Origin of the sequence: Acrocarpospora catenulata (genome assembly GCF_018476525.1) — a bacterium.
In the GTDB taxonomy this organism is placed as follows: domain Bacteria; phylum Actinomycetota; class Actinomycetes; order Streptosporangiales; family Streptosporangiaceae; genus Acrocarpospora; species Acrocarpospora catenulata.
Map to the genome: position 1 here is coordinate 183571 of NZ_JAHCST010000010.1, position 12827 is coordinate 196397.

Annotated in this window: 12 protein-coding genes; 6 read left to right on the forward strand and 6 right to left on the reverse strand. The window is 67.9% G+C overall.

The annotated features are described in order from the left end of the window. Window positions 1-27: 27 nt before the first annotated feature. Window positions 28-696 (reverse strand): hypothetical protein, encoded by a 669-nt coding sequence (locus KIP79_RS50375; RefSeq protein WP_214105044.1) that lies wholly within the window; start codon window positions 694-696, stop codon window positions 28-30. A 216-nt stretch (window positions 697-912) separates the two neighbouring features. On the opposite strand from KIP79_RS50375, the gene ldt-CoaP reads away from it, so the two are divergent. Beyond that, complete coding sequence (ldt-CoaP, locus tag KIP79_RS13180) at window positions 913-1692, forward strand: L,D-transpeptidase (RefSeq protein WP_308169703.1); 780 nt, start codon at window positions 913-915, stop codon at window positions 1690-1692. Between the two features lie 22 nt (window positions 1693-1714). Here ldt-CoaP and KIP79_RS13185 read toward each other — a convergent pair whose 3' ends face one another. Continuing rightward, complete coding sequence (locus tag KIP79_RS13185; protein WP_214105045.1) at window positions 1715-2356, reverse strand: response regulator transcription factor; 642 nt, start codon at window positions 2354-2356, stop codon at window positions 1715-1717. Window positions 2357-2373: 17 nt separating this feature from the next. Further along, window positions 2374-4332: a sensor histidine kinase gene (locus KIP79_RS13190; protein ID WP_214105046.1), complete on the reverse strand. Its 1959-nt coding sequence runs from the start codon at window positions 4330-4332 to the stop codon at window positions 2374-2376. Between the two features lie 337 nt (window positions 4333-4669). On the opposite strand from KIP79_RS13190, the gene KIP79_RS13195 reads away from it, so the two are divergent. After that, window positions 4670-5521 carry a CPBP family intramembrane glutamic endopeptidase gene (locus KIP79_RS13195; RefSeq protein WP_214105047.1) on the forward strand — a complete coding sequence of 284 codons (852 nt, stop codon included), beginning with the start codon at window positions 4670-4672 and terminating at the stop codon, window positions 5519-5521. Window positions 5522-5675: 154 nt separating this feature from the next. Here KIP79_RS13195 and KIP79_RS13200 read toward each other — a convergent pair whose 3' ends face one another. Next, window positions 5676-6173: an SMI1/KNR4 family protein gene (locus tag KIP79_RS13200; protein WP_214105048.1), complete on the reverse strand. Its 498-nt coding sequence runs from the start codon at window positions 6171-6173 to the stop codon at window positions 5676-5678. 229 nt (window positions 6174-6402) lie between these two features. Here KIP79_RS13200 and KIP79_RS13205 point away from each other — a divergent pair, with 229 nt between their 5' ends. Next, window positions 6403-6702 (forward strand): zinc-binding dehydrogenase, encoded by a 300-nt coding sequence (locus KIP79_RS13205; RefSeq protein ID WP_214105049.1) that lies wholly within the window; start codon window positions 6403-6405, stop codon window positions 6700-6702. Window positions 6703-6783: 81 nt separating this feature from the next. Here the strand turns inward: KIP79_RS13205 and KIP79_RS13210 are convergent, their stop codons facing one another. Further along, the gene (locus tag KIP79_RS13210; RefSeq protein ID WP_214105050.1) at window positions 6784-7638 is read right to left on the reverse strand and encodes a PhzF family phenazine biosynthesis protein; all 855 of its coding nucleotides are present in this window, start codon (window positions 7636-7638) and stop codon (window positions 6784-6786) included. 144 nt (window positions 7639-7782) lie between these two features. On the opposite strand from KIP79_RS13210, the gene KIP79_RS13215 reads away from it, so the two are divergent. Both KIP79_RS13215 and KIP79_RS13220 read left to right on the forward strand, forming a co-directional pair. Further along, window positions 7783-8277, forward strand: coding sequence for a PhzA/PhzB family protein (locus KIP79_RS13215; RefSeq protein ID WP_214105051.1), 495 nt, complete (start codon window positions 7783-7785; stop codon window positions 8275-8277). A 15-nt stretch (window positions 8278-8292) separates the two neighbouring features. Further along, window positions 8293-9822 carry an FAD-dependent oxidoreductase gene (locus KIP79_RS13220; protein ID WP_214105052.1) on the forward strand — a complete coding sequence of 510 codons (1530 nt, stop codon included), beginning with the start codon at window positions 8293-8295 and terminating at the stop codon, window positions 9820-9822. Here the strand turns inward: KIP79_RS13220 and KIP79_RS13225 are convergent. Continuing rightward, window positions 9789-11693 carry an anthranilate synthase family protein gene (locus tag KIP79_RS13225; RefSeq protein WP_308169704.1) on the reverse strand — a complete coding sequence of 635 codons (1905 nt, stop codon included), beginning with the start codon at window positions 11691-11693 and terminating at the stop codon, window positions 9789-9791. The genes KIP79_RS13220 and KIP79_RS13225 overlap by 34 nt on opposite strands. Window positions 11694-11976: 283 nt before the next feature. On the opposite strand from KIP79_RS13225, the gene KIP79_RS13230 reads away from it, so the two are divergent. Beyond that, window positions 11977-12510, forward strand: a complete 534-nt coding sequence (locus tag KIP79_RS13230; protein ID WP_308169708.1) for an isochorismatase family protein — start codon at window positions 11977-11979, stop codon at window positions 12508-12510. Window positions 12511-12827 lie beyond the last annotated feature (317 nt).

The following is a 12827-nucleotide window of genomic DNA, read 5'->3' on the forward strand; positions in this document are numbered from 1 at the left end:
AGGCCCTACGTTGTTCGGTGTCGCGGGTCAGCCGGTGACCGGGATGTTGGTCTTCACCGGCGTCGGGGTGGGCGCGGGCTTAGGTTTGTCCTGCGTGACGTTCTCGTCCCACTCGATCCATACCTGGGTCACCTTCTCAGGCGGGGTCGGCGACTTCGACGGCGAAGGCGACTTCGAGGGCGAGGGCGACGGGGAAGGCGACTTCGAGGGTGAGGGTGAGGGCGACGGCGACTTCGAGGGCGACGTCGAGGGCGACGGCGAGGGCGACGGAGAAGGGGAAGACGGCGAGGGCGACGGGGAAGGCGTGGACTCACACTCGACCCAGAACACCTTCTGCTTGGCCGCGCCCTTCTGGCCCACGAAGGTCCAGAACAGCTTGTAGTGCCCATCCGGCAGCGTCATGTCGGCGGTACGGCCATGGCCGTTGCCGTCAAGCACGAGGGTGCCGCTCTTCACCGTGGTCTTGTCGCCCGTGGGCGGCCAGGACTTGATCTCCCAGCTCACCTGCTGGATCGAGTCGAAGTTGAACCCGACCAGATAGAACACGCAGACCTGCGGCTCGTTGCGCTGATCGTCCTCCGGCGTCGTCCACGAGTGGATCTTGACGTCGCCGTTGTCGCCGGGCGCCCTCTGGAACGCTCCCGCTGAGGCCGTATTGGAGATGGCGACCGCCACGAGCGCTGCCACTGCCAGCATGAGTGCCGCTGTGGTCCAGCGACGGGCTAAAGAGAGTCTGAGGGGTGTCACGGCCGTACCTCGGGTGTATGGGAGAGCTAGAGCCTCATTAGGCTCATCTGTGTAAAAATGTCACATTCGCTGGCCGAGAATCCTGCAACGGTCCAAACCGTTATCCAGTGAGGCCGGATAGTTGCGCATTCGTGTCGTATGCGTCATAGCGCCTAGGAGCCAATCGTGCCGCTTGATGCCCCCCGCCGACTCATCGGCGCCACGCTCGTCGCCATGGGCCTCGTCGCCTCGACCCCCGCCGGCGTCGCAGCGTCGTCCGTCACCCTCGCCGTCGGCGCCTCGGCCACGGTGACCGCGCTCCCGCAGGCCACCACGTTCACGGAGTTGAGCGGCCTCCCGCAGGACACCGACACGTACGGAAAGCTGAGCGGCATCGTGGTCCACCCCGTACGCACGGTGGCCGTTTACGCCCTGCCCGGCGGCAAGCCGGTGGCCACCCTTCCCGCGAAGCAGCTCGGCAGCCAGACCTGGGTGCCTGTCGTGGAGTCACGCAAGGGCTGGCACCGCGTACTCCTGCCCAGCAAGCCCAACCACGTGACCGGCTGGATCAGGGCCAAGGGCCTGAAGCAGGCGAGCAGCAGCTACCGCGCCATCGTGAAACTGAGCACCAAGCGGCTGACCGTGATGAACGGGAGCAAGAAGCTCGGCACCTGGACGGTGGCCATCGGCGGACCTGACACGCCCACTCCGGTGGGCAGGACCTTCCTGCTGGCCCTGATGTCGCCGAAGAAGAAGACCTACAGCCCGCTGATCCTGCCGCTCGGCACGCACTCGACGACACTCGACACCTTCGGCGGCGGTCCCGGCACGGTCGCCTTCCACGGCTGGCCGGACCGGAAGGTGTTCGGCAAGGCGGTCACGCACGGCTGCATCAGGGTGCCTGCCAAGGCCCTCAAGGTGCTGGCACGCATGCCTCTGGGAACTCCGGTTCTGATCGCTCCCTGAAACGGGACTCGGGGTGCCCGGCTCAGTCCCCGAGGCCGGCCTGTCTCGCCCGGACGACGGCCTGGGCCCGGTCGGCCACCTGGAGCTTGGCGAAGATATTGGTGAGGTGGTTCTTCACCGTCTTCACGCTGAGGAACAGGATCCGGGCGATGTCGGCGTTGGACTTCCCGGAGGCGAGCAGGTCGAGGATCTCGCGTTCCCGCTGGGTCAGTTCGGGGAAGGGGCCGCTGCCGGGGCCGGTGGTCAGGAAGCGGCGGATGCGCCGGGCCACGGCGGCGCCGTACACGGCCTCGCCCCTGGCCACCGTGCGGACGGCGGCGATGAAGTCGGCGCCGCCGGTGCCCTTGAGCACGTAACCGCGGGCTCCGGCGCGCAGCGCGGCGAACACGGAGGCGTCGTCCTCGCTCATGGTGAGCACCAGGATGCCCAGGTCGGGACGGCGGTCGATGAGGCGTCTGGTCGCCTCCAGGCCGGAGGTTCCGGGCATCACGAGGTCCATCACCACCACGTCGGGCGCGGTGGCCAGGACCACTTCGACCGCACTCTCACCGTCGTCCGCCTCGCCGACCACCTCCGCGCCGCCGACCTCCTCCAGCAGGGCACGAAGCCCGTGCCGCAACAGGGGGTGGTCGTCCACCAGGACGACCCGGATCGGTCTCTCCACCACGCTCTCCTCCTCGGTTACAGGGGCAGCACCGCGGTGACGACAGTCCCGTCGCCGCGCGGTGAACGACGCTCCAGGGTTCCGCCGAGCTCGGCGGCGCGCTCGCGCATGCTCCCCGAGCCCACCCCTTCGACCAGTGGCTCCGGCAGCCCGCGTCCGTCGTCGCGTACCTGGAGCACCAGTCGGCGCGGCCCGGCCTGCACCAGGATCTCGATTCTCGACGCCTCCGCGTGACGAAGCGCGTTGGCCAGGGCCTCCTGTGCGATCCGGTACGCGGCGACCTCCACCGCGGCGGGCAGTTCGGGCAGGCGGTCCGGCGAGGACACGGCGATCTCAGGGGACCCCTCGGCGTCCAGGGCCAGATCCTCCAGGGCTCCGGCCAGGCCGAGTTCGTCCAGCGCGGGGGGCCGCAGGTCGTGCACGATCCGCCGTACGTGGCCCATCAGGCCCTGGGTCAGCTCGCGCACGTCGGCCAGCGGTTCCCGCAACGCCTCGGGAGCCTTCGCCTCGATCAGATCCAGGCGTACGCCGATCGCGGCGAGCCCGGGGCCGAGACCGTCGTGCAGATCGCGGCGGAGCCGCCACCGCTCCTCCTCCCTGGCGATCACCAGCCCTTCCCTGGACGCCTGGACTTCCCGGGTGAGCCGTACGGCGGCGACGGCCACGGCGAGGTGGCGGGCCAGATCGTCGAGGACGGCCAGGTCGGCGCGGGACAGGGCTTCTCCCGGCGACCGCGGTGCGGCCAGGAGTTCTCCCTCGCGCCGGCCGCCGGCCATCAGCGGGAGCCGTACGCCGTCGACCGGCACGGCGCCCACGACGGAGAGCGGAGCGCCGTCGGCGGCCAGCACGGCGACGGCGGGCAGCCGCAGGGTGCGGGCGATCGTGTCGGCGGCGCCGTCGAGCAGGCGGGTGGGGTCGGCGGAGGCCTCCAGCCGCTGGCCGAGCCGGGAGAGCGCGGCGGCCGGGTCGCTGCGGTTGCCGAACAGGAGCCGCCCGACGGCGCGCTGCGCCAGATCGCGGACGGGGGCGAACGCGATGGCCACCACGGCCGTCCCGAGCACGGGTTCCAGGGCGCCCTCGCCGAGCCGGAACAGTTCGTGCGCGGTGGCCACCACGCCCACGTACACGGCGAGCAGGACGGCGGTGACCAGGGCGTAGACGACGGTCCGCCGGATCAGCACCTCGATCTCGAAGAGGCGGTAGCGGAAGATCGAGATCGCGGTCGCGGCCGGGAGCAGCGGCAGCGCGACACCCATCAGCCAGACGCCGACCGGCGACTCCGGCGGCATCGAGGAGTCGGCGACCAGTGCGGCGGCGATGGCGGCGGCGGCGCCGAACACCGGGATCAGCCGACGGCGCTGGTCGCCGTCCGGATCGGCCTTCTTCAGCCGTACGGCGAGCGCGGCCACCCCGGCCACGCCGAGCACGACGATCACCGCGGCGAAGACGACCGCGGCCAGTTCCGTGGGCACGAAGCCGATCGGGTTGGGCCGCTCGCGACCCCAGACCCAGACGCGGTCACGGAACATCAGCAGCAGTTCCAGTACGGCCATCCCGCCGGCCAGCACGATGATCACCGGCCGCCAGCGGGGGGAGGGCAGCCGCCCGTCGGGCAGGAGCAACGGCAGCAGCAGGAGCGGTCCGAAACCGGTGAAGAACACCCAGTTGATCGTCCACGCGCTGAAATCGGTGCCCGGCCAGCCGCGCGGCTCGCCATAGGCCGCGTACCCGCCGGCGAGAGCCTGGAGCGCCATCCCGGCGCCCCCCACGCAGAACAGCCAGCCCACCGGATGCTTCGGCAGCCGGGTCACGATCAACGCTCCGATGAGCGGATACGTCAGGCCCACCACGACATCGAGGCTGAGGTAGGCCAGGTCGGCACCGGGCACCTGGAGAGTCAACACGACACCACCGGCCACTGCGGCGGCGCAGAGCAGGGGGATCGCCCACGTCCACCGAGAGCCCGTACTACGCATTACGACATCATGAGACATTTCATGACACGAGAAGAATAGGACTGGAGTCCCCTCTCCTCGGGACCGTCCTCGATCGCGGCGATGTTGTCGGCGCCACCCAGCTGGAAATCCCCTTATTTCCCGACCCACCTCGGCCGGCCGGAGCGCGCTCGGCACCAGGCCCGGCAAGCCGAGTGTCAGGTGGACCCGGCCAGGTGGCGCCGGGCCCGCTTTCCGGCCGTGAGATTCTCCGGCGGCCCGGGCCGGTTGGACGGCAACGAGCGGAGCCCGTGGCCAAGGACCGGATCAGGACTTCGTGATCAGGCGGTCGGGACCTCTCGGCCGCTGGACTACCGGCATGAACACCACCTATTCGGTACATCGTCAACTCGTCGTCTTCGCCGTGCTCCTCACCGGCCTGGTCCTGCCTGCCCTCGCCTACGCGGTGGCCCAGGGGCTGGACCTCAACCACCTGAACGATGCCCCGGTCGGCGCCCAGATCGCCGTCTACAGCCAGGCGTTGGCACCCCTGATCGCCGGCCTGGGCGCCTACCTTGCGGGAGGCAGGGGCCTGCGCGGGTTCGACTGGGGACTGCGCCGGGTACCGTGGCGCGTCATCGCGACCGCCTGGGCGGTGCCCGTCGTCGGTATCGCCCTCGGGTACGGCACCGCCTGGCTGACCGGCCTGGCCGACTTCGCCCCGGGCAACCTGACCGACACGACCGGCCTCCGCCCGGCCCTGGCGGTCGTCCTCGGCCTGGTGCCGGGAATCATCCCCTATATCCTGCTGGCCTTCGGCGAGCAGATCGGCTGGAGTTCTTTCCTGGCGACCCGCCTGGCGACCACCCGGAGCACCGACGCCACCGCCCTGATCGTCGGCCTGGCCTGGGGCGCGTTCCACATCCCCCTGATGCTCTTCGTCCCTGGCGCCGTGGACGAGGGAATCCCCGTCCCGTACGCGCTGACCATGTTCCTGCTCCAGACGGTGACCCTGGCCTTCCCTCTGGTCTGGCTGCGGATCAGAACGGGCAGCATCTGGCCGGTCCTCGTCCTGCACGCCACCGTCAACGCCGCGATCTACTTCGTGGCCGGCGCGATGACAGCCCCGACCACCACCGGATCCTGGTTCGTCGGCGAGGGCGGCGCACTGACCACAGCGGGCCTCCTGGTGGCCGTCGCCGCCACCCGCAGACTGTGGCGCGGCCGTTGAGCTCCCAGAACCGCCGGGGGCACCCAGCCCCTGCCGGCCTTCTGACCCACCTCACGGCGGTGAAGTGATCCGTAACGATGCTGGTCAGGCCTGACCGCCATCTTGCGGCAGACAAGGTGCCAGGCCGCTTGGACCCTGGGAGCCCAGCACGGCCTCAATCGAGATACTCCTGCAAAACGCGCTCGGCGAATTCAAAGAATGTCTCGATCTGGCCCGTCTCGTCGTTGAATTCAGGGGTCCACCCCAGGTCCCAGTACGACCAGACCGTGCCCTGGAGTGCTCCGCTCAGCACCAGGCACTTGAATTCGCCGTCCGAACCACCGTAGATCGGCAGCACACCGTCGCGCGGCCCGTCGAGGGCGCGGATCTCGCCCACGCGGATACGTTTCACCAGGTCCTCGGCTTGCTGCGGGGAGAAGGGAAACGGCGCACTCGGCCGGTCCTGGTCCGGTGTCAGCAGCAGGAGTCCATCCGCCGGAGGCCACAGCGGCTCATAACCCGTGTCTTCCTCACCGCGGGTCACCGAGGTGAGGAACATCCGGTAGTCCGCAGGCAGCCGCACCCCGAGCTGTTCTTCGACCTCACCGACCTCCGCTTCACTCATCGGAGCCAGAAAGACGAAGTCGTTATCAGCGGCCTTGATTTCGTCCACGGCCTGCCGGATTCTCTCAAGCAATTTGCGCCCCCAAACTGATTCAGCTGAACTTCTCGACCAGTGCGACAATAGTGCCCTCGGGGCTGCGGATGTAGCAGAGCCGATAGCTGTCCTCGTACTGATCCAGGCATGCACCTGCCGATAATTCCATCCACCCAGGTCACGGCCTTGCAGGGCTTCTCCGGTACGCAGACTTCGATTCCTGAAGAGGAGCCGGTACGGCAGGATGACCGGTCGTGCTCCTTCGCCTGGCCTATCTGACCGTCACGAACGCTCTCGCCTCGCCACCCTCGCGATCTCCCGCTTCATTTCCCAGCGAATAGCGCTGGCAGAAGCCCTCAAGTACCCCAGCCCCAAACAGAACCTTCAGACGTTGAGCGCATTCCTGAACGACAGACGGGGAATCCCGATGATCGACCGTCACTATCCCTTCGAGGAAATCCCAAAGGTAATCACGTATCGGGAAAAAAGCCACGCCCCCGGAAAATTGGTTATCACCTTTAGCGCGGATCAGCCCGGCTGGTAGGTGCTCTCTTTGTCCGGGAGGGCATCAGCCCCCCGAACTGCCCGGACGCGGGGCCCAGGCTGCCTCGGCTGGGCACGCCGGTCACGAGCCGTTCGCCGCGCCCTTGAGGAGGAACTCGCCTCTGGCGATGATGACGGCCTGCCCGGACACCTCCACCGAGGACACCTGGTCGCCCTTGCCTCGGGCGGTGACGAACATGGACGACAGCCGCCCGATTTCGACACCCTGCCGGATCTCGATCTCCTCGCCGTAGCGGACGACGGAGTGCCGGGCGAGGTGTACGCCGAGGGCGCCCGCCCCCGATCCGGTCGCGGCGTCCTCCTCCACGCCATAGGCCGGCGAGAACATCCTGGCCCGCCAATGCGTGTTCGCCGGCGCGAAACAGAACGCGCTCATGTCCGGCAAGGTGGCGAGCACGCGCAGGTCCGGCCTGATGGCCGAGAGAGCGGCGGTGTCCGCCACCCGCACCAGGACATGCCGGGGTCCGTTGCGGTACGCCAGCACCGGCTCGACAGCCGTCACGCCCAGCGCGGAGACGAGGGTTTCCGCGTGCTCGTACGGTTCCCACGTCGGCACAGGTTGGTCCATCGTCGCTGCGATCGTCCCCGATGCATCGCGGCGGAACGTGAAGCGGATCAACCCCTGCTCGGTCTCCATGCCCAGGGTCTGGCAGGCCTGCTCGTGGGCGAGGACGACGGCGGTGCCCAGCAGTGGGTGGCCGGCGAAGGGCAGTTCGACGGTGGGCGTGAAGACCCGGACGCGTATATCGCCTCCATCGCTCGGGGGGAACACGAAGGTCGTCTCGGACAGATGCGTCTCCCGGGCCAAAAGCTGCATCTGCTCGACGGACAGCCCGGTCGCGTCCAGCACGACAGCCACCGGGTTTCCCCGCAAGGGGGTGTCGGTGAAGACGTCCGCCACCACATAGCGATACATGCGTTCTCCAATCGAGGGAGTTATTCAGGCAACCATGTTTGGCCCTTTTTGGGCGAACCGAATCGTGATAGCGTCCAGCCTAGCCGCCCCGCTTTCGGCGGAGACCGATTCGGCGAGAGCGTAATCGAGAAAGGCAGGTCGAGGATGTCCGCACCATCGGAGCGGAGCTACGATCCCACCTCCGAAGCCGAGTTGCGCAAGCGCAACCGGGCGGTTGTCGAGGAGTACCTCCGCGTCACTGAAGGGCCGTCCCGGCTTCAGCGCCACCGGCTGTACGCCGAGGACGCGACGGGTGGTTTGTGGACGACCGACACCGGTGAACCCGCTGCGGTCCAGGGCAGGGACAAGCTCGCCGAGATGGCGGCGTGGTCGTTGGAGTGCTTCCCGGACTGGAGGTGGACGAACATCCAGGTGTTCGAGACCCAGGACCCGAACCACTTCTGGGTCGAATGCGACGGTGAAGGACAGATCCTGTTCGCCGATTACCCGCCCGGCTACTACCGCAATCACTTCATTCACTCGTTCAAGCTGCGGGACGGCCTCGTCGTTGAAATGCGCGAATTCATGAATCCCTGTGAACAAATGCGCGCACTCGGGATCGAGATTCCTGAGGTGAAGCGCAGCGGAATTCCGAAGTAAGGGATTGCCGTGCCGGTGAGAGTGGTCGTCCTCGGCTCTGGCGCGGCGGGTCTGAGCGCGGCGTTGGTGGCGCGGGCCGTGGGCGCGGAAGTGCTCGTCGCCGAGGCGACCACGACGATCGGCGGCACATCCGCCCTGTCCAGCGGCGCGGTCTGGGCGCCGAACAACGGAGCGTCCCCGCAGGCCGCTTCGGACAGCGCCGAACTCGCCCGCCGGTACCTGCGGTCGCTGGCGTACGGGGATGTCGCACCCGCGCTGCTGGACCGCTACCTCACGGAAGCGCCACGCGTCGTGACCTGGCTCGGCGAGCACGCTTCCCTGTGCTGGCAGCCGCTTCCCTTGCCGGACTGCTACCGCGAGCTGCCAGGCGGCTCGAAGGCGGGCGTCCGATCGTTGGAACCAGCACCTGTGCGGGTCGACGTCGCCGTGTCGAGCAGGATGCGGGGGGCGTTGCCGAAGCGTCCGCCCTTCACCCTGGCCGAGCTCGCGGGCGGTGAGGCGTCGCCGGAACTCGCCGAGAACCGGGCCAGGACCGGCACCGTGGTCGGTGGTCAGGCGCTCATCGCCGCGCTGACCACCGCCGCGCTGGCCGCGGGTGTGGACATCCGCACCTCGACCAGAGTGCGGACCTTGTCCAGTGCGGAGGAACTCGCTGGTGGCCCGTCGAGGATCGTGCTTGCCACCGGTGGTTTCGAGCGTGACCCGGTACTCGTCCAGCGCTTTCTGGGCTCGCCGCTACCTGGTCTGATCGGCGCGCCAGGTGCCGTCGGTGACGGTCTGCGGATGGCCATGGCTGCGGGAGCTGAGCTGGGCAACATGGCCGAGGCGTGGTGGTGTCCCACCGTCCGCATGCCCGGTGAGGAGATCGAGGGCCATGTGCTGCACCGCATGTTGTTCACCGAACGTGCCCGGCCAGGCACGATCATGGTCGGCGCACACGGCCGGCGGTTCACCAACGAGGCACGGAACTACAACGAGGTCGGGCGTGCCCTGCACGCGTTCTCGCCCGCGGGGTTCTTCCCCGGCGCCGATCCGGCCTGGCTGGTCTTCGACGCCGCGGCCCGCCGCGGAGGTGCGATCGGCACACTCGCACCGCAGGCGCCCGATCCATCCTGGCTGATCCGCGCTGACACGGTACGCGAGCTGGCCGGGCACCTGGGCGTGCCTGCCGAGGTGCTGGAACATACCGTGCGTGATTTCAACCAAGGCGCCGAGTCCGGAACGGACCCCGAGTTCGGCCGCGGCACCGGTGCCTACGACCGGGCGATCGCCGCACTCAGCGGGACGACGGCGATCCTGCGGCCGCTGGAGGCTCCCTACTACGCGGTGCCGGTGCACGCCGGTGCCGGTGGGACCAAAGGCGGACCGCGTACAGATGACGAAGGCCGCATGCTCGATCTCAGGGGCCGGCATCTTCCCGGCCTTTATGCCGCCGGTAATGCGGCCGCCAGTCCCTTCGGCATGGCCTATCCCGGTACGGGCACCACACTGGGGCAGGCCCTCGTCTTCGGTCATCTGGCCGGGCGGGCTGCCGCGACCGACTGAGCCGGGGCCGCGGACGCGGTGAGAAACCGACGGGCCGGTAACAGTGGTGCGAGGACGTCCCCGAGCAGGCGTGGTCCGTCCAGGGAGAGCACCGACTCCGGGTGGAACTGGAGCGAGGCGAACGCCGGGCCCAGCAGTGCATGGACTTCGTCGCTGTCGTCGTCGCGAACGACTTGTACGAGCTCGGGTTCCTGCGTCCGTGGACAGCGTGCGACGAAGCTGTTGTAGAACGCCACGGTGTGCTCGGCGCCGAGCAGTTTGATCGTGCGCTGTCGGCCTTGGTTGGGCTCCGACATGCGAATGACGGGGAGTCCGAGCACGGACGCGAGGATCTGGTGGCTCAGGCACACGGCGAGCATCGGCTTCGCCGACCTCAGCAGCTCATTCGTCAGGTCGTGCAGAACCGCGATCCTCGGGTCGGTCCGGTCGAGGGGATCTCCGGGGCCGGGGCCCAGCACGACGAGGTCGTAGTCGGCCACGGGGAGGTGGTCGGTGTGGTCCCGGACGGTCACGCGCAGTCCAAGCGCCGAGAGTTGCTGCCCGAGCATCAGGGCGAAATCGTCCTCGGCGTTGACGATCAGCACACGGTGACCGGGGAAGCGCGGAGCAACACTCCTGTGCTGATCCATTCGCCAGAACGGCGAAAGCCGCTGGGAGCGTTTGCCGAGGGCCTGTCGTACGGACGGTTCGGCGGACAGAGACGGGACCGGACCTCTCACGTGTGGACGGTCGGCGTCGAAGGCGGAGAGCAGGCCTGCGAGCTTGGTCTTGGTCTCCGCCACCTCGGAGTCCGGATCGGAATGCCGCACCAGTGTCGCGCCGACTCCGACGCGGAGGTTACCGCCGCGATCGATCTCGGCGCACCGGATGAGGATTGTCGAATCCATCGTGGGCCTGCCGTGCTCATCGTCGCCGATCAGGGCGAGAACCCCCGAATAGTAGCTGCGACCGCCTGGCTCGTACCGTGCGACGACCTCGCATGCGCTCTCCAGCGGACTGCCGACGACGGTCGGTGCGAACAGGCTTTGCCGCAGCACCTCGAGTGGCCTCAACGGGGTGATACCGGACAGGAGATATTCGGTGTGCGCCAGCTTCGCCATCTCCCGGATCCTGGGACCGATCACCCTGCCGCCAGACGGGCAGATCCGGGCCATGGTCTTCAGCTCTTCGTCCAGGACCATCGACAGCTCGTCGGACTCCTTCTGATCGGCAAGGAAGTCCAGGACTCCGCGCACGTCCGGCCCCTGGCGCGGGTAGCGATACGTGCCGCTGATCGGGTTCATCGTGACCACGCCGGCGCGCAGGCCGATGTGCAGTTCCGGGCTGGCGCCGACGAGGGTGAGATCGCCGGTGTGCACGAGGAAGGTCCAGTACGCTCCCTGCTCCACTTTGAGGAGCTTGGCGAAGATCGACAGCGCGGAGCGGAGCGAGTAATCCGGAATGCGGGCTTGGAACACCCGTTTGATGACGAAGTTCGCGCCTCTGCCGCGCCCGATCTCGTAGGTCAGTACGGAACGCACGACGCCGGCATAGTCCGGGTCGGACAGGTCGAAGCCACCGTCGGTCAGCGGGACTTCGTCGGCGGGCAGCTCACGCAGCGCGTCGGCGACGGGCACGGTCGCGCGTTGGTGTATGCGCAGTGCGAGGAGCGGGGCACCATCGTCCGGGCAGGGCAGCGCTCGTTCGGTGAGCTGACGGTAGGGCACGGAGACCAGGACGTTTCCGTCGGGGATGTCCGCCAGGGACGGCACCGCCATCGATTCGCCCAGCAGGACTTCGACGTCGGTGTTCGATGTGGGCCGGTACAGCATCGCGAAAGGTGATGCCGCGGCGTCGGCTAAGCGCTCCATCACGAACGGGGTGGCTGGCACGGACACCTCCTGGAGGATCTGGTGTTTATCGGGAATCGGGAGATGTCCGAGAGGTTCCGACGTGTTGTCGGTCCATCATTATTCCTTGTTATGGTACGCACGCTATATCGCCTCTGTGGGCGCAATAGCACGTATCACACCCTTTGCCCCCATTGGTCTCACCCATCTTGAGAGGGAGCGGATGAGTATCCCTGCCATCGCCCCGTACCCCATGCCGGTCCGTGCCGAGCTTCCCCCCGACACGGTGTCCTGGCGGCTGGTCCCCGAACGTGCGGCCTTGCTCGTGCACGACATGCAGAACTATTTTTTGGGTTTCTTCCCCGAGGGCAGCTCACCGCGGGTTGAGCTGGTGAGCAACGTGGCCGCTCTGCGTACCCGCTGTGCCGAGCTCGGGATCCCGGTCTTCTACACGGCTCAGCCCGGCAGGATGACCGAACAACAGCGTGGCCTGCTCATGGATGTGTGGGGACCAGGCATGACGGACAGCCCACAGGACCGGGACATCATCACGGAGCTGACCCCCGTCGACGCAGATCAGGTGCTCGTCAAGTGGCGATACAGCGCCTTTCACCACTCGAGGCTGCTCGACCAGCTGACGTCGCTCGGCCGGGACCAGTTGGTCGTCTGTGGTGTCTACGCGCACGTCGGCTGCCTGGTGACCGCCAACGACGCTTTCAGTAACGGCGTGCAACCGTTCCTCGTCGCCGACGCGATTGCCGACTTCACGCGCGAATACCACCTGCTCGCGCTGGACTACGCGCGGCGCCTGTGCGCGGCGACGCCGGACACGGCAACGGTGCTCACCTGGCTTTCCTGAGAAAGAACGACGACTTGGCCGACGAGCCGGACCTGTCCATCTTCAGACGCCGCTGTAAGAGCCTGCGCGAATAGGTCACGCTGCGGTCGCGGCGGGGTGTCGCGACCGGGGTGCGGGCGCGGTTCTGTCGATCAGTGGATGGGTTGGTTGTGAAGCCGGCTTGGCGAGATCCTTTAGTGTTTGCGACGTGTCAGTCGGTATCAGTCCGTCCCGTTTGGGCGGGTTTAGGTGTCCGCCTGTGACGCGTCCTGACGCCCCGTTCCGGGACGGACGAGCACGGACCGAGCACGGCTGCCCTACCTGTTCGGGATTCGACC